General features: G+C 62.1%; 20 protein-coding genes and 1 pseudogene. 3 read left to right on the plus strand and 18 right to left on the minus strand.

Features of this window, described 5'->3' with window-relative positions; all coding sequences use genetic code 11:
* A pseudogene (locus tag AB3X86_RS34775) lies at window positions 1-116 on the plus strand (IS5/IS1182 family transposase); the annotation flags it as partial.
* Between the two features lie 48 nt (window positions 117-164).
* The gene (locus AB3X86_RS34780) at window positions 165-734 is read left to right on the plus strand and encodes a hypothetical protein (RefSeq protein WP_368599462.1); all 570 of its coding nucleotides are present in this window, start codon (window positions 165-167) and stop codon (window positions 732-734) included.
* Between the two features lie 93 nt (window positions 735-827).
* Here AB3X86_RS34780 and AB3X86_RS34785 read toward each other — a convergent pair whose 3' ends face one another.
* The 18 genes from AB3X86_RS34785 to phnF form a co-directional block, all read right to left on the minus strand.
* Complete coding sequence (locus AB3X86_RS34785) at window positions 828-3,923, minus strand: complex I subunit 5 family protein (protein WP_368599463.1); 3,096 nt, start codon at window positions 3,921-3,923, stop codon at window positions 828-830.
* Entirely contained in the window at window positions 3,917-4,291 is a 375-nt protein-coding gene (locus tag AB3X86_RS34790; protein ID WP_013093972.1) for a sodium:proton antiporter, read from the minus strand. The genes AB3X86_RS34785 and AB3X86_RS34790 overlap by 7 nt, the downstream gene beginning before the upstream one ends.
* Before the next feature lie 16 nt (window positions 4,292-4,307).
* Complete coding sequence (locus AB3X86_RS34795) at window positions 4,308-5,009, minus strand: Na(+)/H(+) antiporter subunit B (protein ID WP_368599464.1); 702 nt, start codon at window positions 5,007-5,009, stop codon at window positions 4,308-4,310.
* Entirely contained in the window at window positions 5,006-5,350 is a 345-nt protein-coding gene (gene mnhG / locus AB3X86_RS34800; RefSeq protein ID WP_368599465.1) for a monovalent cation/H(+) antiporter subunit G, read from the minus strand. The genes AB3X86_RS34795 and mnhG overlap by 4 nt, the downstream gene beginning before the upstream one ends.
* A gap of 3 nt (window positions 5,351-5,353) precedes the next feature.
* Window positions 5,354-5,596 (minus strand): hydrogenase subunit MbhD domain-containing protein, encoded by a 243-nt coding sequence (locus tag AB3X86_RS34805; RefSeq protein ID WP_368599466.1) that lies wholly within the window; start codon window positions 5,594-5,596, stop codon window positions 5,354-5,356.
* 3 nt (window positions 5,597-5,599) lie between these two features.
* Window positions 5,600-5,860, minus strand: a complete 261-nt coding sequence (locus AB3X86_RS34810; protein WP_176111605.1) for a monovalent cation/H+ antiporter complex subunit F — start codon at window positions 5,858-5,860, stop codon at window positions 5,600-5,602.
* Complete coding sequence (locus AB3X86_RS34815; protein WP_368599467.1) at window positions 5,853-6,380, minus strand: Na+/H+ antiporter subunit E; 528 nt, start codon at window positions 6,378-6,380, stop codon at window positions 5,853-5,855. The genes AB3X86_RS34810 and AB3X86_RS34815 overlap by 8 nt, the downstream gene beginning before the upstream one ends.
* A 395-nt stretch (window positions 6,381-6,775) precedes the next feature.
* Window positions 6,776-8,221, minus strand: a complete 1,446-nt coding sequence (locus AB3X86_RS34820) for an MFS transporter (protein WP_368599468.1) — start codon at window positions 8,219-8,221, stop codon at window positions 6,776-6,778.
* 94 nt (window positions 8,222-8,315) lie between these two features.
* Complete coding sequence (gene phnP, locus AB3X86_RS34825) at window positions 8,316-9,119, minus strand: phosphonate metabolism protein PhnP (protein WP_368599494.1); 804 nt, start codon at window positions 9,117-9,119, stop codon at window positions 8,316-8,318.
* The gene (phnN, locus tag AB3X86_RS34830) at window positions 9,119-9,676 is read right to left on the minus strand and encodes a phosphonate metabolism protein/1,5-bisphosphokinase (PRPP-forming) PhnN (protein ID WP_368599469.1); all 558 of its coding nucleotides are present in this window, start codon (window positions 9,674-9,676) and stop codon (window positions 9,119-9,121) included. The genes phnP and phnN overlap by 1 nt, the downstream gene beginning before the upstream one ends.
* A 10-nt stretch (window positions 9,677-9,686) precedes the next feature.
* Window positions 9,687-10,841, minus strand: coding sequence for an alpha-D-ribose 1-methylphosphonate 5-triphosphate diphosphatase (locus AB3X86_RS34835; RefSeq protein ID WP_368599470.1), 1,155 nt, complete (start codon window positions 10,839-10,841; stop codon window positions 9,687-9,689).
* Window positions 10,838-11,560, minus strand: coding sequence for a phosphonate C-P lyase system protein PhnL (gene phnL / locus AB3X86_RS34840; protein WP_368599471.1), 723 nt, complete (start codon window positions 11,558-11,560; stop codon window positions 10,838-10,840). The genes AB3X86_RS34835 and phnL overlap by 4 nt, the downstream gene beginning before the upstream one ends.
* A 9-nt stretch (window positions 11,561-11,569) precedes the next feature.
* The gene (locus AB3X86_RS34845; RefSeq protein ID WP_176365371.1) at window positions 11,570-12,400 is read right to left on the minus strand and encodes an ATP-binding cassette domain-containing protein; all 831 of its coding nucleotides are present in this window, start codon (window positions 12,398-12,400) and stop codon (window positions 11,570-11,572) included.
* A complete protein-coding gene (locus tag AB3X86_RS34850) occupies window positions 12,397-13,317 on the minus strand; it encodes an alpha-D-ribose 1-methylphosphonate 5-phosphate C-P-lyase PhnJ (RefSeq protein WP_176378576.1) in 921 nt (306 codons plus the stop codon). Before AB3X86_RS34850 ends, AB3X86_RS34845 begins: the two co-directional genes overlap by 4 nt.
* A complete protein-coding gene (locus AB3X86_RS34855) occupies window positions 13,314-14,444 on the minus strand; it encodes a carbon-phosphorus lyase complex subunit PhnI (RefSeq protein ID WP_368599472.1) in 1,131 nt (376 codons plus the stop codon). The genes AB3X86_RS34850 and AB3X86_RS34855 overlap by 4 nt, the downstream gene beginning before the upstream one ends.
* Window positions 14,444-15,022 (minus strand): phosphonate C-P lyase system protein PhnH, encoded by a 579-nt coding sequence (gene phnH, locus AB3X86_RS34860; protein WP_368599473.1) that lies wholly within the window; start codon window positions 15,020-15,022, stop codon window positions 14,444-14,446. Before phnH ends, AB3X86_RS34855 begins: the two co-directional genes overlap by 1 nt.
* On the minus strand, window positions 15,012-15,488 hold the full coding sequence (gene phnG, locus AB3X86_RS34865) for a phosphonate C-P lyase system protein PhnG (protein ID WP_368599474.1): 477 nt from the start codon (window positions 15,486-15,488) through the stop codon (window positions 15,012-15,014). Before phnG ends, phnH begins: the two co-directional genes overlap by 11 nt.
* 118 nt (window positions 15,489-15,606) lie before the next feature.
* The gene (phnF, locus tag AB3X86_RS34870) at window positions 15,607-16,338 is read right to left on the minus strand and encodes a phosphonate metabolism transcriptional regulator PhnF (protein ID WP_368599475.1); all 732 of its coding nucleotides are present in this window, start codon (window positions 16,336-16,338) and stop codon (window positions 15,607-15,609) included.
* A 269-nt stretch (window positions 16,339-16,607) separates the two neighbouring features.
* Here phnF and AB3X86_RS34875 point away from each other — a divergent pair, with 269 nt between their 5' ends.
* Window positions 16,608-18,635 carry an alkaline phosphatase family protein gene (locus AB3X86_RS34875; RefSeq protein ID WP_368599476.1) on the plus strand — a complete coding sequence of 676 codons (2,028 nt, stop codon included), beginning with the start codon at window positions 16,608-16,610 and terminating at the stop codon, window positions 18,633-18,635.
* The last annotated feature ends 51 nt before the right edge of the window (window positions 18,636-18,686 follow it).

Genomic DNA, 18,686 nt, shown 5'->3' on the forward strand with positions numbered 1-18,686 from the left:
TCCGGCGTCTCGCACGTGACTATGAACGGCTCCCCGAAACTCTCGCCGGGCTTCATTTTGTCGTCTTCGCAATGCTCATGCTTGTCCACGCCGTGCCAGTACTTCAAAGTTCCTAACACGCTCTAGGCGCTTGCCAAAGCAAACAGAACCTCAGCGAACCCAGCATGGAGAACTTCACCAAGACCATTAGCAGCTACCTGCGTGAGCGCGGCAACCTGTGCCTCGCGAAATACGACTGGCCGATTTACGTGGCCGACCAGGATAAGACTTCGAACTCGCGCGACGCCGTCCAATTGCCTGTGCTGGAAAAACTCGGCGTGGTCAAAGGCACCGACATGACCGTCGAGCGCACGGACAATGATGGCGCCAAGGTGTCGGCGCCGGGGCGCAAGTACGAACTGACCGATGAAGGGAAGAAGTTCTTCCTGCACAAGCCCGTCGTGGTTGCAACGGCTACCAAGCGCGTCACGCACGACGCCGACTTGTGCGTGGCCACGCTGAGCCTGGACAAGGTGGTGGGCTGGGAGCCGCCGCTGACCCGCGACGGCGAGACCAGGACCTCGGTGCTCTACACCTATAAGATCGACCCGGTGCCTTTTGCGAGGACTCCCGAGTTCCAGCGAGTATTCCCGATGGTGGAGCGCGTGATCGAAGGCGCCGGCACCATGCAACTGCGCGAGGGTGTGCGCTTGACCAAGGACGGCTGGGTGGCGGAAGAATATTTCGTTCGCTGATCGCCGAGTTTGACGACGCGGTGCACGACTAGATCGCGCGGCACCTGATGCGCGGCGGCTCCGTGCCGCCGCGCCAGGACCACCCGCACCGCGTTATGGTGTCCCCGCTGAACTCAATCCCGTGCTCGCGAAATAGATCACGAGAAAATACAGCAGCACGTAGAGCGCGTAGGTCTGCCCGTCGCCGGTATAGACGCGTTGGATCCGTGCCGCCGCCGCGAGCGCGAAGTGCGATAGGCCGCGCCAGAAAATCTGCGCGACCGGCGGCACCGTGCGGCTCAGCATCGGCCGGTAGAAGTGGTAAAAGTCCGGGGCGTTGCGCGCGTTGCCGCGACGGCTGCGGTAGTACAGCGCACCGAGTCCGAATACGATCGCCGTGACGATCAGCACGACGATCACGACCGGTGTCGGATTCCAGAACCCGTAGATGCTTTCGAGCGACATCCCGCCCCATACCAGGGTCGCCGCGAACTGTGGATCGATCGCGGCGGATACCGGTTCGAGCAACACCTTCGGAAAGAACGACAGGAACGCGATACCGACCACGAACAGGAACTGCGGCACCAGCAGCATCACCGGCGCTTCGCGCACCTGCGGCCGCTGCGGCGGGCGCGGCTTGAGGAAGACGCCGTTCAGCAGGCGCAGCATGTACAGAAAACCGGTGCAGGTCGCGAGCAGTCCGCACACGGCGAGCCCGTACCAGCCCTTGTCGGTCATCGCGCTCAGCAATAGCCACTTGCCGCCGAAGCCCATCAGCGGCGGCAGGCCCGACATCGACACGAGTGCGATCACGACCATCGCGAACGTCAGCGGCATCTCGCGCGCGAGGCCGCCCACAGCGGCGAAGTTGCGCGTGCCGGTGCGCAAGATCACACCCGCGAGCGCGAGGAACAGGATGCCCTTCACGAACATGTGATTGGCGACCAGGTACAGCGCGGTGACCCAGCCGAGATGGCTCATCAGGCCGATCGCGGTGACGATATAGCCGGTCTGGCTCATGCTCGACAGCGCGAGCATGCGTTTGAAGTCGTTCTGCCGCAATGCCATCAGCGCGCCGAACAGCGCCGTCAGCATGCCGATCCATGTCATCACGTGCGCGAGTTCGAGGCCGACCTCCGAGCGCACCGTCAGGTAGGTGCCGATCAGCAGGCCGAACATCGCGACCTTGCTGACCACCGCCGACAGCATCGCGGTCACGTCGTCTTCCGCTTCGGTGTAGGCGCCCGGCAGCCATACGTGCACGCCGATCGCGCCCGCCTTGATCAGGAAGCCGGCCGCGAGCAGCACGAACGCATAGTTCGCTTCCGGTCCCGAATGGATCAGCGCCGATAGTGCGATGGTGTCGTCGATCGCCGCGACGTTGGCGAAACCCGCCAGCAGGAAGAACGCTGCCAGCAGCGAAAACAGCAGGAAGGTCAGCACATGCGGGCCCGCGCGCCGGCACTTCGCGATCAGGAAGCACGACGACAGCGTGATGATTTCCCAGCTATAGAAGAATTCGAGCGACGTCGATGAGCGCAGCAGCGCTGGAATCGACAGCGACAGCACGACGAGCATCGGATAGAAGCCGGGGCGCACATCGTCGCGATAGAGAGTCGCCGCGGCGATCACGAGGCTGCCCGCGAGCAGCAGCCAGGCGAACAGCCCGGCGATACGGCCCGCGCCCTCGCAAAGCAGACTGCCGATCAGTCCAATCGCGATCACCGCGAGCACGCCTTTCACGCGCCCCGGCAGACGATCGGCCGCATAGAACAGCGCGCCTGCCGTGAGCGGCGAGAAGATCCACGCCGACGCGACGCCCGAGAACACGGCCGCCATATAGGCCGCCGCGATCAGCAGCACGGCGACGCCGAACAGCGGCAGCAGCGCGGCGAGGTTCGGCCGGGCTTTGGCCTCGACATCGGACGGAGCCAGCGCGCGCACGAACCAGTGGAACATATAACCCGCTTCGAGCAGCGAGCCGGTCAGGATCAGCACGATCCAGTACGGCTTGCCAGCGGCGGTCAGGCGCATCACGAGTTCCCACTTCGCCCAGAAGCCGGGGAACGGCGGCAGCCCCGCAATCGCGACCAGGAAGAGGCCGAGCAGGCCTATCAGCAATGGGCTGCGCGACAGGATCGCGCGTGCGTCGTCGCCGTGCCGCCGCAGTACGCCGGTCAGCCAGAACAGCCCCGCCTTCGCGAACAGATGGTTGATGAAGAGGCCGCCGACGACGAGCGGGATCGATGCGTCCGCGCCGACCTGGCGCAGCAACGCGAGCGACAGCATCAGTAGCGCCATTTGCCCGATCGACGAATAGCCGAGCACGCGCTGCGGTTTCGTTTGCTTGATCGCGAGCAGGTTCGAGAACAGAAACGTGACGCCGCCCGACACGGCGAGCAGCGTCAGTTGGCCGTCGAATAGCGGCAGCAACTTCAGCAGCGCGAAGAACACGCCCGCCGACACGCCGACCGATACCATCGCGGCGACGCCGCTCGGCGCGGTCTCGTAGACGTCGAGCCCCCAGCCGTTGGCCGGAAACGGCTTCAACTCGATCACGAGACCCGCGAACACGAGCAGGATCGCGGCCGTGCCGATCGGGCCGCCGATCTGCTCGCGCAGCGACAGCAGTTCGTCGATGTTCAGCGTGCCGCTCACGTAGTAGAGCAGCACCGCGCCGAGCAGGAACAGGGTCGACGCGATCACGGTCGCGAGGATGTACTTGAACGCGGCAGCGAGCGCGGCGGGTGTGCGCTCGAGCCCGAACAGGCCGTATGTCGCGATCGACACGATCTCGAGAAACACGAACAGGTTGAACAGGTCGCGGGTCATCACCATGCCGTCGATGCCCATCACCAGAATCAGGTACAGCAGCAAGGCCGCGTAGTTGCCGCGCAGACGGTCCCACAGATGCAATGCGCCGAGCAGCGCGACCACGTTGACGCTGAACGTGAAAAGGCCTTCCCACAGGCCGAAGCGCAGATTGATCGACACCGGCGGCAGCGCGCCCGCGGTCAGCACCTCGATCGTGTCGCCGCCGTCGAGCAGGCCGTAAAACGACACGCCCGAGACCAGCACGATCCCGCACAGCGCGATGAAGAAACCGAGCGTGAGCCACGGCTTGCCGAGCCGATACAGCAGCGGAATGACGAAGCCGCCGCCGAGCCCGAGAATGAAGATCTGCAACGGATGAAACAGCGCGGCTACCATTTCGACTCGGTGAAGGCGTCGATGGAGAGCGTCTTTTTGGCGGCGTAAAGACGAATTGCGAACGACAGCATGATGGCGGTGACCGATAGCCCTATCACGATCGCGGTGACGACGAGCGCCGATGGAATCGGATCGATCGCGCGGTGCGCGGCGGCGGATTTGCTGAGCGCCGCATCGATGATCGGCGCAGTGCCGCCCGTGATGTAGCCGGTCGCGACCATCACGATGTGCAGGCCCGTGTCGATCACCGCGAAGCCGATGATGATGCGCAGGATGTTGCGGTGGGTCAGCATGCCCCACAGGCCGATCAAGGAAAGGCAGAAGCCCGTGATCAGCAGGATCTTCGAAACCGGGATGCCCGTGCTCATGCGCTCTCCTTTTCGTTCAGCTTCTGAACCGGTCGATGATGACGCTAAGCTCCGCGCCGACCTTGACACCAAGCAGTGTGGAAATCAGCGGGATCGCGCCGGCGCTGAAGAACGTGCCGAACTGGCCGCGCGGCAGAAAGCGTGCGTCGAGAAAACCGCCCGCGAGCACGAGGCCCAGAATGCCGATGCACACGTAGAGCACGCCCGCGAGCGATTCGACGACGCTCAGCAGCGCGAGGTTCAGCGTCGAGCGGGGCCGCGCGAGCAGCATCAGCATTACCGCGGATGCGACGATCGCGCCGCCCTGGAAGCCGCCGCCCGCCGACAGATGGCCGTTGACGATTACGTAGCCGCCGAAGGTGAAGATCATCGGCAGCAGCACCTGTTTGCCGGTATGTACGATCTCGCCGGCGGGCCGGCGCGCAAGCGCGGCTTCGTCCGCCACAGCGGTGGGCGTTGCGCTTTCCTCTCTCAGCAGCACGCCGACGCTCGCCGCGACCATAAACAGCACCGCGACTTCGCCGAGCGTGTCGAAGCCGCGAAACGTAATCAGGATGGCGGTCACGATGTTCGGAGCGCCGAGTTCGAGCGGCCCTCTGACGACGTAGTACCAGGCGAGCGGGCGCAGCCCCTGCAACTCCGAATAGCCGCCGACAATTCGCCAGAACACGACCGCGAACAGCAGCACCGTCAGCAGCGCGAACACGCGACGCATCATGATTCGGCCTTCCCGGCGGTGCGCGCGTCTTCGTCGGCGAGCGCGTCGGTGATCGTGGACGGGGTCATCGGCGTGCGGATCAGCCAGGCGGCGCGCGATAACGCATGCGAAGACAGCGGGTTGGTCATGAGCACGAAGTAGATCAGCAGAATCAGACGGAAGGTCCAGCTCGGGTGGTAGAACGCGAGGCCGATCAGCACGAGCATGTTGCCGAGCGTCGACGCCTTGGTGCCGGCCTGAATGCGCGTATACGCATCCGGCATGCGCAGCAGCCCGAGGCCAGCGGAGAACAGAAAGACGGCGCCCAACAGGATGAACACGCTGCCGGTCAGTTCGAACATGCGCTAGCCCTTCCGATAGCCGGTTTTGCGGATCGCGTACAGAAAGACGAAGGTCGTGAGTCCCGAGCCGATCGCGGCTTCGGCCATCGCGACGTCCGGCGCGGCGAGCAGCAGGAAGGCGACCGCCGCGAACAGGCTCGCGAGTCCGGAGCTCACCATCGCGGCCAGCAGATTCTTCAGGCAGACGGCCAGCACCCCGCTCACGAGGATGCTCGCGCACATCAGCAGCAGGAGCAGTTCGAGCATCGCTCACAGCCCCCTTTCAAGAAAGCGCGCAATCGCGAGCACCGCGAGAAAGCTGAGCAGTGCGTACACGAGCGCGACGTCGATATAGACGAAACGACCGGAGAACTGCGCGTACAGCGCGATCAGCGACAGCGAGATGACCGTCAGCACGTCGATCGCGACGATGCGGTCGACGACGGTTCTGCCGATCACGAGACGGATCACGCCGAACAGGATCGCGAACAAGATCAGCACGCCGGCGATCCGGAGCATGATCTCAGCCAAAGACTTTCTCCAGATGCTTTTCGAACGGTGTGACGAGTGCGCTGGTCGCTTCGTCGATATCGGTCGTCTTCACGTCGAGCCAGTGAATGAAAAGTATGTCGTCCCGAATATCCATCACGAGCGAGCCTGGCGTGAGCGCAATCGAATTGGCGAGCGCGAGACGGCCGAGTGGTGTTTGGAGGCGGGTGCGAACCTTGACGATGCCGGGCTTGATGTCGATACGCGGCGAGTACACCAGCGCCATCACATTCAGATTGGCGCGTACGAGCTCGACGATGAAAGTCACGCTATACGCGGCGAAGTGATACGGCGCGGCTGGCGTTAGACGTAGGTGCTGCCATGCTTCGCTCGACGATACGAAGACACGCGCGACGACGAAGGTAATGACGAGACCGACAAGAGCGGGTTCGACCGCGAGCGATGCATTGGCGACCATCCAGATGACGAACAGGACGACCCAGAGGCCGGGCATTCCCCGAGGAACGAACGACGACACCGGTTTTCCGTTGTTCGAAGGCATGTCATCGGTTCCTAAGGAGGCCTTGCGGAAAATTCTAAGTGACAATTTATGGCAAATCAAACCCGACGCCGATCAGCGCTCGTTGATTGAAAAAAAACCGCGATAGATGGATGTGTGCAAACGATACCCGTCCCGACGTATCTCGCTAAGTGACTGTTTGGTATGAATATTCGTCTTTCCCCGCAATTCGATGTTTGCAAACAGATATGGTCTGGTGCGGGGCGCGCTGCAAAACGGATTTGCAAATGAAATCTGTACTGATGCCCTTGGGCATTCCGTGCACGCTCATGCAAGTTCAAGTTCGTATCGGGGCACGACTCGACGGTGGCCATTCCGAAACCAGAATGAAAAAAGACTGCGGAGATTTCTCCGCAGCCCTTTGACTTTCCAGGCGTCTACGCTTCGCGCGTTCGGAAATTATGCTGCGGTGCGGCTTCCGTCAACGCATCATCGCTACCTTCCTCCAGCGAAATATTCCGGGTTTCGCGTCCCTTGACCCACCAGATCGCGGCGGCAACCGGACCGGGCAGCGCAAGCGCCAGCAGTACGAGCAACGGTGCGGAAGGGGTACCCGTCGTGCTGAAGGCGCTGGTCAACAGTAGCGGCGTGATCATTGCGCCCACTCGACCGAAAGCAACGGACACGCCCAAACCCGAGGCGCGCAACCGCGTCGGCAGGATCTCAGACGAAACCACGTAAGCCGAGATATAGCCCCACGTGACGCCAAACTGGATCAGGCAATAGCCGACCACCATGGAAGGCAGCGTTTGGGCAAAGTACACCACCAGAATAGCGAGCACAGTGAACGTGTAGCTCGTGAACAGCGACGAGCGACGCCCCCACGACTCGAGCACACGCGATGCCAGGAAGCCACCGAGCAAAGCCGCTACGTTGCCGTAAATGTAGTAGATCGGCATTGCAGCAGCAGGCACTTTCATGTACGGCAGAATGACGAGCGCCATCAACGACAGTACGCCATACACAACGACGGCTTGCGAGAAGTTCAAAGCACTGGCAAGGCCGCACGGTCCGCGATAGCGGCCAACCAGCTCACTCACGTTGCGCCAGAACGTCGGGTGTGCAGGCACGATCACGGTGGGCTCGTAGCGTTTCTGCGCTTCGGTTGCCGCGCTGATCCCCGCGCGCTTTGCATACGCGGCAATTTCATCGACGATTGCTTCAGCTTCGGTCACGCGCCCTTGCTGCAGAAGCCAGCGCGGCGATTCGGGAATGACGCGGCGAATCCAGAAGAAAATCAGGGCCATCGTGGTACCCAGGCCGAAACCTACGCGCCACGCGATGTCGGGCGGCAGGAGATTGAGTGCGTAGTACGAAACAACGGCGGACAGCACGGCACCGAGGGGAAAACCCGACAGGATCAGCGCGTCGGTACGTCCGCGATTGCGGCGCGGAATGAATTCTCCCATGGTGGCCGTCACGGCCGAGTATTCGCCGCCCACGGCGAGCGCGGTCAGCGCGCGGAACACGAGGAAGGAGTGGTAATCCCACGCGAAGATGGTTGCCACGCTGAACGCGGCATACCAGAGGAGCGTAGCCAGGAACAGGCGTTTGCGGCCGAAGCGATCGGCCAGGTAGCCGAACGCGACCGCGCCGACCAGAATGCCGAGCACCCACACGCTTACGGCCAGTGAGCTTTGGGCCGCGTCGAGGTGCCAAAGCGCCTTGATCGTGCCGAACACGCTACCGATGATATTGGTTTCAAAAGAGTCGAGCGTCCAGCCCACTCCAAGCGCGACCGTCAGCAAGGTGTGGAAGCGGGTCCACGGCATGTGATCTAGCCGGGTTAAGGCGTCGGTCTTGATGGTGGTTCGGGAAGTCATGTCGATATGTTCCTTTCCTGATTCGTTGCGATGTTCGTCATACTAAGTAAAGTGAAATCTTGAAGACACATGCGAGTCATACCGCGCTGATTACCTAGCCATGGCGGCCCCCTTCGAACGTCGGTGCAGTCCGAAAATCAGCGGGAAGCACGTGAGCCATGCCGTCCCGCGCAATCAAAACGCCTTCTGGCATGACGTCTTCTGATTGCTCAAGTAGCCACGTATCGAACGTATGGGATGCATGTGTCATCCATGTACGTACTGGCCGCAGCTGCTCAATCAGCGCACATGCGGTATTCCAGTCGTTGTGGTTGCCCGGTTCAGCCTTTGGCGGGAACGAACAGTCGAGAGCCAGCGAAAAGGCCCCCCATCCCTGCAGCCACTCCTGCGTGGAAGGCGGCAAGCCGATCGTGTCGGTCAGATAGGCGAATCGTTCTCCGGACGGCCCTTCGATCGCATAGCCGAACGTTGGTTTGGAATGGATCAGCGGCAGCGCCGTGAAACGCAGGTCACCCAGATCGAACGTGCCGAATTTCTCTGCCTGATTAAATGCGAGCAGGCCCGGGTTGCGATACAGATCGGCGCAACCGTTGCTGTCTGGCGGGGCCCAGGTCGGGATGGATTTCCCGACGCCCCAGCGCAGATGGAACAACCCTTGCACGTGGTCTGGATGGAAGTGCGTGAGTACGATCGCGTCGAAACTTCCAGCGGGAAAACGCTCGGATAGGTCCACCAGTCCGGCATCGAGCAGAACGCGGGTCGTGTCCGTTTCGATCAATGCGCTGCAGGGGCGACGAACGCAAGCGGGTAAGGCTCGCGCTCGTGTGCATGCGGGGCAGTTGCAGCCGTAGAGCGGTACGCCGCCTGCCGCGCCGGTGCCGAGGAAGGTAACGCGCATCATGATGGCTCCGCGCAGCGGAGAATCAGCGAAACCAGTGCCTCTCCCGCCTGTCCGAGATCGCCGTCGTTGCGGATGATCTCCGCTTTGCCGGCACGCTGCTCGAGCAAATGGTTGCGCCGCAGGCGCTGCTCCACCTGCTCGACCGTTTCGCGACCGCGCGCCAGAAGGCGTTCACGCAGTACCGCTTGCGGCACTGCAATTTCCACCGGCACGAGGTGGGGGTAGCGCGTGCGTGCATGCGGCAGATATTCGCGCGACCCGTTCATCACGACGGTCAACCCTTTATCCAGCCAATGGTCGATCTCGGCCCCGATACCGTATTGCAGCCCATTGCTCGCCCAGTTCAGCGCGAACAGGTCCGAGCTGCTGCGCGCGGCAAACTCTTCGGGACTCAGCGCGACGTGATTCTCGCTACCGGCGTCCGCTGCGCGCGTGATGTAGCGATGAGCAAAGCAGATCCCGGCGTGGCCGGACAACTGCTCGCGCGCATAGCGCAGCAGGCTATCCTTGCCGCTGCCGGATGGACCGCTTACGTAGATCAGATTGCCTGACATGGAAGCGGCCTCAGTGATGCACGCGGCTCGCGCCGAGCACGAGCTTGCCGCGAGACCACACCTGGTCCGCATGCGGCAACCCACCTATCCGCTGGACTGCGACCAGATCGGCGCGCTGTCCGACCGCGATCTCGCCGCGGTCGTTTAGCCCGGCTGCCCGTGCGGGATTGCGCGTCACGAGCGCGACGGCGTGCGCGAGCGAAACGTCCGCGACCTCGGGCAGCTTGAACGTGGCTGGCAGCAACGAGGCAGGCGAGTAGTCGCCGCACAGGCAGTCCGCGACGCCTGCCAGCACGGCATCGAGCGCACGCATGTTGCCCGACTGCGACTTGCCGCGCAGAATGTTCGGCGCGCCGAACAGCGTGGCTATGCCGCTGCTGCGCGCGGCCTGGGCCGTTTCGAGGTTGATCGGGAACTCCGAGATCGTCGCACCGAGATCGCGTACCACGTCGACCTTGGCGGCCGAATCGTCGTCGTGGCTTGCAATTGCGACACCCTTGGCGCGCGCCAGCGCAGCCAGCTGCTGCATGCGTTCGATCGCCCCTCTGGCTGCCTCTGCCTTCTGCTTCATGATCTCGTCGAGCGTGGCATCGTCGGCCTTGTAGGCGTTCGCAAGGTATTTGCGGAACGACTCCACGTCGCGAAACTGACCCTGGCCCGGGCTGTGATCCATGAACGAGATCAGGTCGATCACACCTTCGTCCATCAGCGACGACAGAACCGGAGGGGCGGTGACGTCGGTCACCTCGAAGCGTGCATGGAATCTGTTGTCGATCAGCGCATGCGCCTGCCAGGCGTGGATCGAGCGGCCGAGCTCGGCTGCCGTTTCGTTGTTGCGTACGCCGAACTCGCGGTTCGCGAAAGACAGTGCATGAAATACCGTGGTGATGCCCGCAGACGCATTGCGCTTGTCTGCCTGCGCGCAAGCGAAGTCGATCGGGAAATACACGCCGGGACGAGGCTCCGCCTCTTTTTCAAGCGAGTCGCAATGCAGGTCGATCATACCTGGGATCAGCGTATGTTCTCGCAGGTCGACCACGGTCGCTCCGGCGGTGTGCTCTGGGTCGAGTGCCGCGATTTTGCCGTCCTCGATGAGTACGGCGAGTTTTTCGCCCACTTCGTCAGCGAGAACGACGGTTGCGTTCGTCAGGAGTTGGCGGCTCATTGCGTGATCGCTTCCGAAAGAGGGGAATGGACAACCGGCGGTGCCAGTTCGATCACCTGGTCGGCAAGGCGCTCTACCAGGTCCGGGTGGTGGAAGATGGCGAGCATCGCCACACCTTCGGCCTTGATCCCTTGCAGGATCTCCACGACCTTGTCGGTGGTGCGCGGATCGAGGCTTGCGGTCGGTTCGTCGAGGAGCAACAGGCGCGGGCGAGCGACGAGGCCCCGCGCCAAATTGACGCGCTGCTTTTCACCACCCGAGAAGGTCGCAGGGGGCACTTCCCAAAGACGCTCGGGCACGTTCAGCGCATCGAGCATTCCACGCGCGTTGTCGCGCGCCTCGGCACGCGCGGCGCCGCGCACGAGCAGCGGCTCGGCCACGACATCGACGGCGGCCTTGCGCGGCAGGCAGTGCAGGAATTGCGTGACGAAGCCAATCTCGTCTTTGCGCAATGCGAGCACTTCGTGCTCGGACGCCTGCGCGAGATCGACCGTCTCACCGGCTGCGGTGCGGAACAGCAGGCTTCCGGCGCTCGCCAGGTAAGTACGGTAGATGCATTTGAGCACCGACGATTTGCCGGCACCGGTCGGGCCGATCAGCGCAGACAGGCGGCCCGGCTCGACGGCAAACGAGACGTTCGCGCAGGACGGGATGGTCTTGCGCTGATCGTGCAGCGCAAAGTGCTTGCTCAGATTTTTAACGGTCAGGATCGCGGACATTGGTTTACCTCAGAGAGCGGAGGCCACAAGCCGCTGCGTGTACGCATGCTGCGGGTCTTCGAGAATCTGGTCGGTCAGGCCCGACTCGATGATGCGGCCGTACTTCATCACGATCGTGCGACCAGCCAGCAAGCGGATCACGCCGAGATCGTGCGTTACGGCGATCATCGCCGTGCCGAGTTCCTGCTGGATCTCGAGGATCAGGTCGAGGATGCGCGCCTGCACCGAGAGATCGAGGCCGGTGGTCACTTCATCGAGAAACAGCAGAGGCGGACGGGTCGCGAGTGCCTTCGCGATCTGCACGCGCTGTTGCATGCCGCCCGAAAACTTCTTCGGCGACTCGTCCATACGTTCGGGCAATACCTCGGTGCGCGAGAGCAGATCGCGTGCGCGCTCCCGGATCTCGCCGAACAGCGTCACGTCGTTCATCAACAGGCGCTCGGCGATGTTGCCGCCGGCTGACACGTTGAAGTTCAAGCCGAGGTGTGGGTTCTGGTACACCATGCCGAAGCGATGATTGCGCAGCCAGCGCTGTGCGGCGGCATTCGCTGCGAACAGGTCCCAGTCATTGTCTTCATCGAAGAAGCGCGCGGTGCCCGCGGTTGGCTTTTCATCGAAGTACAGCGTTTTGACGACGGTCGACTTGCCCGACCCCGACTCACCCATGATCCCGAGAATCTCGCCGGGCCGCAGGTCGAAGCTGACGTCGTGGGCAGCCACCACCGAACCGCAATGCGGGCAGATGTTGGTGTCCTGTTCCGGGCCGGTGCTTTCGATGCAGCGCTCGCAGCCTGTGCCGTGAATCTTGGTCAAGCCGCGCACTTGAAGAATGGGGCTCACTGGACTGCTCCTTCGTTCGTTGCGTTGGCCTTCTGATGAGTGCGGCCGTTGCGATAGTCGTTGCAGTAGTCCGAATCCGAACATTGGTACGACTTGTCGCCGTCCTCGCCGATGATCTCGTCGAGAAAACTGTCGATCGAGCCGCAGCGCACGCAGGCGCGGCGATTGCCGTGCTCGTCGTGGAAGTCCTCGGTGCGGAACGGCACGTCGTCGAACGCGAGCGGGTCTGCGCGGGTATAGGGCGGCACCGCATAAATCTTCTTTTCGCGTCCCGCACCGAGTAGCACGAGCGCGGCCGACATATGCAGCTGCGGCACGTCGTAGCGCGGAATCGGACTCGGGTCGATCACGTAATGACCGTTGATACGCGTCGGATAGCGATGCGAGATAGTGATTTCGTCGAACTGCACGATGTCTTCGTACAGCTTGGTCAGCAGACGCGAGTAGTCGCCTTCGCCGTGCATCGTCTTGCGGCGCGCCTCGGACGGTTCCACGACGACCAGCGGATCGGGATATGGCACCTGCAGGACGAGAATCTGCTCTTCGGTCAACGCGACTTCGGGAATCCGGTGGCGCGACTGGATCAGCGTGGCTTCACTGGTGTGCTCGGTAGTCTGAACACCCTCGCAGGTGAGTTCGACGAAGTGACGCAGATTGACCGCGTTGACCGAGTCGTCGGAGCCCTGGTCGATCACCTTGAGCGTGTCGTCCGGACCGACGAGCGACAGCGTGAGCTGCAGACCGCCCGTACCGAAACCACGGCCCATCGGCATTTCACGAGAGGCGTACGGCGTCTGGTAGCCGGGAACGCAGATCGCTTTGATCACCGCGCGGCGGATCTCACGCTTCGCGTATTCATCGAGGAAGCCAAAGTTGTAACCTGCTTCGTCGAGCGGCAGTTCGTAGAGATCGTTCATAGCTCGACTCCTTGTGCATCCTGTTCGGTCTGCTTGTCCGCAGCCTTCTGCTGGGTCGTGCGCAGCCGGTCCATGTCCGACTGGAACGTGACGTAATGCGGCATCTTGTAGTGGCTCGCGAAACCCATCGAATCGACGCCGTCGATATGCAGCAACACGAACTCCGGGTCCTCCGACGGATTGCTCGGACCATTTCGCATGCCGTTCTGCAGCGAACGGTCAAGCACGGCCATCGAGATCGCCTTGACTTCGTTGTGGCCGAAACACGCGCCATAGCCGAGAGTGAAGACGGGTGGGCCGCCGCTGTCGTCGTCTTCGTACATCGCGACCATCTCGCACTCGGTCATCAGCACCTCGCCGGCCTCGACGAGTTCGCCGGTGACCGGATGAGGAAGCCGCACCGGCACATAGCCGACACGCAGTTCGGCCACAGTCGGGTGGACATCGCCATAGCCGCGCATGTTCGAGTAAGCGATCGCGAGCAGCGAGCCGGTTTCGGCGCGCGCCATCGTCGCGAGGGCGGCGGAACGCGGAACCGGGAAGATCAGCGGATCGCGCGTGACATCGAAAGGCTCGATGCGTGACGGCTGCAGCGCCGGGAGCAGTCCTTCCGCGCGCAGTGCGTCCACGACCTTCGGGAAGGTGTCGGGCAGATCGCTTTCGTCGATCGAGTCGAGGAACGTGCGTGCAACCGAGCGAAACGCTTCGGGTGATTCGTTGGCGAGGTCGAGGCGCATCAGGCGCAGCGCGTAGTCGTTGGTCGGACCGAGCATCTGGCCGCCAGGAATGTCCTTGAACGCGCTGGAGATACGGCGGATCACGCGCATTTCGCCCGTGTGCTGTACGGGCGCCTCGAGCAGTCGAGGCTTGGTCGAACGATAGGCTCGCAGTGCGAACGCAGCTTCGAGCGTATCGCCCTGCATCTGCTTGATAGCGAGCGCGGCGAGGCGCGGGTGATACAACCCGCCTTCCGAAACCACTCGCGAGGTCAGCGAACGAAGCTGATGTTCGATCGTCTGCAGGGTCAGCGGCGTGCCGTGCTCGCCCTCGGCCGTACGCAACGCGTCGACGACACGCTCTGCGCCCTCGATCGCCCGGCCGCCGCCCTTGATAGCCACATAACCCATTACCGGCCTCCTTCGATGGCAACTTTGATCGTGCGGGGCAGTGCGACTACGCTGCGCTCGTCCAGCAGTACCAGATCGACGCCAAGCGGGAAGCCGCTGTTCCATTGCTTGCGCAACTTCCACCACTGCGGGTCGACTCCCGACACCTGCAGAGAAACGCTGCTTTGAATGCCTGGACCGCTGAGGACGAGCTCGCCACCTTGCTTGATCTCATCGACCACCAGTACGAGTGTTGCGCCGCTTTCCGGGCTGTCGAGCGTGCCGGAAGCAGGCTCGACAGCGGGTAGTTGACTGCCCGGCATCACGACGAAGTGGGCCTGATCCGCGCTGGCGGACTTCGCACCGAGCCGCTGACGGTCCGCCGCAGCTACCAGTTCGCAGTGATCGGCCAGTGTGGTTGCGGGATCGGCCAGCGTCGCAAGCACGAGTGGCAGCACATGCGTAGCCTGAGTCTCGAGTTCGTTAATTCGCCCGGGATAGGAAAACGCATCCAGGATGCGGCGAAATGCGCGCTGCTGAACCAGTGGTGTCCAGTCGGCCGGATGCGAGACGATATGCGTCTGCAGCTCATTCATCATCGTCCTCCTGCGCGGCGAGCAACGCGAAGTCCACGCGCGTTGCCGCCAGCAGCTTCTTGCGATCGGCCGCGGTTGCTTCGACGATCTGTTTGCCTTCACGAAGAAGTTCCACGGCCGCATCATGTCCAGGCCACGCGGCAGCCGTTACCGCGTCGAGAATCGCGAGTGCGCGAATCAGGCTCGTGCGGTCATCCATGACGATCGCCGCGCCTTCGGCGGTGCCGCCTTGTGGGTCGGTCAGGCGCACATGCGCCTTTGCGACCGGAATCTCGCCGAGGTAGTAAGTCTCGCCCATGGCGGCGTCGGTGAGTGGCACCAAGGCGAGGCCCGATTGCGGGATTTCCAGGTCTTCCACCTGAAATTGCTCACCGAATTGACGCGCGAGTGCGCGAATGCGCTGTGCCGGCACGTTCGTCCAGTAGCGCATCCAGTCCCCGCGAGCGGACTGCGACGCTATCGCGTTCATGAGTTGTCCTTCTGAATATACATATAGCTCTAGAAACTTGGTGAAGCCGTTAGATTTCTTAGCCGATTCATGCGGCCCGAAGGCCGCGACCTTTGGCTCTGGGATGACCGGAGACCCTTTACAGCAGCGGAATGCGCAACTGGACGCGGTCTGCGCGGAACCGGGTAATCACATACTCGACCGGCTTGTTGTCGCGCTCATCCACGTTCACGCTCTTGACCCGCAACACTGGCCGGTTTTGCGGCATGCCAAGGATTCGCGCGTCGTCACCTTGGGGTAGCACTGCCGTGACGGCGCTATCGACGCGACGGAGCTGGCAGCCATACTCTGCGTTCAGAAAAGCGTGAAGGGAGTCGCCTTGATAACGGACCAGCAGATCGGGGAAGGGTTGTGCTGGCAAAAAATGCGAAATGAGGCACATCGGCTTGCCGTCCACGCTTCGTAACGTTTCCAGCCAATGCACGGGCTCGCCTTCCACGATGGCCAGGCGTTCGGCAACGCGCACACTGGCAGGCAAGGTCTGCTTGCGCAGGATGCGGTTTCCGGCCAGCAAACCCTGAGCGTTCAGGGTTTCGGTAAAGCGGGTGGTTTTGCCGATCTGGTAGTCGATCTGGTTATCGAGCACAAGGATGCCGCGGCCATGACGGCGCTCCACCAGGCCGGCCTCGACCAACTCGTCGATGGCACGACGGAGCGTGTGCCGGTTCACCCCAAAACGTGACGCGAGTTCGCCCTCGGATGGCAGGTAGTCGCCAGGTGCGTAGACGTTGGCGATTTCCTGTTCCAGTTGTCGCGCGATCTGGGCATACAAGGATTCGCCCTGCTCTCGACTGACAGCGTACAAGCTCATATGCGGTTATCTAGATAAGTGGATAACCGAATCCTACAAAGAGTATGTGACAGAGATGTGATGCGGGGATGGCAGGTTCTCGGAAGTCGACTGATAGCGGCGTCCGTGTCGAAAAGCCACGCAACGATTGCAATACCGAGCCGGCGTCTGGACCTTTGTCCAACGGGTTCGCGCACACGACGACAGCCGTCTGTAATGCCAACGACTCTCCAGCTTCATGGAACGGCCCTAAGGTCTTACCGTTGTAATCAACGGTAAGGAGACGGCAAATGGTGAGGTCCCAACTGTCACAACGATGCAATAAGGTATGCCTACGACTTTCTATCGCAGCTTTCGCGGGAGTGGCCGCGTTAGCGTTCGCTACGTTGCCCGCCGGCGTATCTGCGGCAGACAACGATCGAACGTCCCGAACACTGACGCCGATCAAGCATGTGATCATTGTTGTCGGCGAAAACCGAACGTTTGATCACGTTTTCGGCACCTATCAACCCCCGCAAGGCCAATCAGTGTGGAACCTGCTGTCGCGCGGCATCGTCAATGCGGATGGCTCCCCTGGGCCACACTTCGCGAAGGCGCAGCAATATCAGGCGCAACTGATTGGACCGGCCAAATTCGCGCTGGCCCCGTCGAATAAAACGCCGTACGGGACGCTGCCGGCGCCCAACACCGGCGGGGCGGCGACTGCGGCGAGCGATGCGAGCCCGCCACCATTCGCGACTCACGATGCGGCCGCGGAGGCCGAGGGGACGGCGCTCGAAGCGTCCGACATCGATCAACTGTTGACCGGCGCGACAGGGCTGCCGGCGCATGCAGAGGATTCGCGGGTGGCCAACTACAATGCGTTGCTGAACGGTCCGTACCTGTTGCAGCCTCCGCTCTATGATGCGTACATGGGTGGTCCGGTGCACCGCTTCTATCAAGCCTGGCAGCAAGCGGACTGTGCCGTCGCGCATGCGAGCCGCGAGAATCCGAGTGGCTGTCTGGGCGACCTGTTTGCGTGGGTCGAGACTACCATCGGCGCGGGCAGCAACGGTAAGCCGCGACCCACGCCTTTTAGCGATCAGACCACCGGTGAAGGCTCGAATGCGCTCGGCTTTTACAACGTGAACAATGGCGACATGCCGTACTTCACGCAACTGGCGCGGCAGTACACGATGAGCGACAACTATCACCAACCGGTGATGGGCGGTACAGGGGCCAACAGCATCATGATCGGCGCCGCTGATGCGTACTACTACACCGACGGCAACGGCAACGCGGCAAGGCCACCTTCGGATCAGATTGAAAATCCCGATCCGGTGGCCGGCACCAACAACTGGTACACCCAGGATGGCTACTCAGGCGGCAGCTATAGCAACTGTTCGGACCCGGGCCAGCCGGGCGTCGGCCCGATCCTTCGATACCTCGAATCGTTGCCCTACGACCCCAAGGCGAACTGCGCGCCAAAGCACTATTACCTGCTGAACAATTACAACCCTGGATATAACGGCGACGGCACGGAACTCGACAGGTCGAAGTCGCCTTTCACGATTCCGCCGTCACCGGTGCGCACCATCGGGGACACGCTGCTCGATCGCCACATCCCCTGGAAGTATTACGGGGAAGGCTGGCAGAGCTTCATCAAGGATCCGACGAAAAGCGTCTACTGCAACATCTGCAATCCGTTCCTGTACGAGACGTCGATCATGACGAACCAGCAGGTGCGGGACACGCATCTGGCAGATTTGCCGGACCTGTATGCGGACATCGGCGCGGGCAATCTGCCAGCTGTATCGTTTGTAAAGCCGGGCGGCTTGCTTGATGGACATCCGACATCGTCGAAGTTTGGACTTTACGAGGCGTTCGTGAGGAAACTTGTCGATGCGGTAAAGAGCGACCCGAAGCTATGGGCCACGACGGCGATCCTGATCACCACCGACGAGGGCGGCGGCTACTACGATTCAGGCTATGTTCAACCCATTGACTATTTTGGCGATGGTTCGCGCATCCCGATGATCGCAGTATCGAAATACTCGACCGGAGGACGCATTTCCCACAGCTACTCCGATCACGCTTCACTCGTCAAATTCATTGAGCGCAACTGGGGGTTGCCGCCGATCACGGGTCGCAGTCGTGACAACCTGCCAAATCCGATCCAACGCAGCCATAACCCGTACGTGCCGGTGAATGCGCCTGCGATCGGTGACCTGTTCGATCTGTTCGATTTCAAGCGGGAATCCGACGATCACGATCATGACCACGGCAGGCCGGACAGCGATGACGATCGCAGCGGCGGTAAGGGATGGTGGCCTTTCTGATCGTGTTCTGCACGAGGTACGCTGGGCACCACAACCTGGAACCGCCGCGCA

The organism is Paraburkholderia sp. BR14374, assembly GCF_040948685.1.
Lineage (GTDB): Bacteria > Pseudomonadota > Gammaproteobacteria > Burkholderiales > Burkholderiaceae > Paraburkholderia > Paraburkholderia youngii.

Coding starts and splice junctions, on each gene's coding strand:
- AB3X86_RS34820 (WP_368599468.1), bottom strand. CDS start 8,221: ATGACTTCCCGAACCACCATCAAGACCGACGCCTTAACCCGGCTAGAT.
- AB3X86_RS34850 (WP_176378576.1), bottom strand. CDS start 13,317: ATGAACGATCTCTACGAACTGCCGCTCGACGAAGCAGGTTACAACTTT.
- AB3X86_RS34795 (WP_368599464.1), bottom strand. CDS start 5,009: ATGATGCGTCGCGTGTTCGCGCTGCTGACGGTGCTGCTGTTCGCGGTC.
- AB3X86_RS34805 (WP_368599466.1), bottom strand. CDS start 5,596: ATGCTCGAACTGCTCCTGCTGCTGATGTGCGCGAGCATCCTCGTGAGC.
- AB3X86_RS34855 (WP_368599472.1), bottom strand. CDS start 14,444: ATGGGTTATGTGGCTATCAAGGGCGGCGGCCGGGCGATCGAGGGCGCA.
- AB3X86_RS34790 (WP_013093972.1), bottom strand. CDS start 4,291: ATGAGCACGGGCATCCCGGTTTCGAAGATCCTGCTGATCACGGGCTTC.
- AB3X86_RS34785 (WP_368599463.1), bottom strand. CDS start 3,923: ATGGTAGCCGCGCTGTTTCATCCGTTGCAGATCTTCATTCTCGGGCTC.
- phnH (WP_368599473.1), bottom strand. CDS start 15,022: ATGATGAATGAGCTGCAGACGCATATCGTCTCGCATCCGGCCGACTGG.
- mnhG (WP_368599465.1), bottom strand. CDS start 5,350: ATGTTCGAACTGACCGGCAGCGTGTTCATCCTGTTGGGCGCCGTCTTT.
- phnN (WP_368599469.1), bottom strand. CDS start 9,676: ATGTCAGGCAATCTGATCTACGTAAGCGGTCCATCCGGCAGCGGCAAG.
- AB3X86_RS34815 (WP_368599467.1), bottom strand. CDS start 6,380: ATGCCTTCGAACAACGGAAAACCGGTGTCGTCGTTCGTTCCTCGGGGA.
- phnG (WP_368599474.1), bottom strand. CDS start 15,488: ATGAACGCGATAGCGTCGCAGTCCGCTCGCGGGGACTGGATGCGCTAC.
- phnL (WP_368599471.1), bottom strand. CDS start 11,560: ATGTCCGCGATCCTGACCGTTAAAAATCTGAGCAAGCACTTTGCGCTG.
- phnP (WP_368599494.1), bottom strand. CDS start 9,119: ATGCGCGTTACCTTCCTCGGCACCGGCGCGGCAGGCGGCGTACCGCTC.
- AB3X86_RS34780 (WP_368599462.1), top strand. CDS start 165: ATGGAGAACTTCACCAAGACCATTAGCAGCTACCTGCGTGAGCGCGGC.
- phnF (WP_368599475.1), bottom strand. CDS start 16,338: ATGAGCTTGTACGCTGTCAGTCGAGAGCAGGGCGAATCCTTGTATGCC.
- AB3X86_RS34875 (WP_368599476.1), top strand. CDS start 16,608: ATGGTGAGGTCCCAACTGTCACAACGATGCAATAAGGTATGCCTACGA.
- AB3X86_RS34835 (WP_368599470.1), bottom strand. CDS start 10,841: ATGAGCCGCCAACTCCTGACGAACGCAACCGTCGTTCTCGCTGACGAA.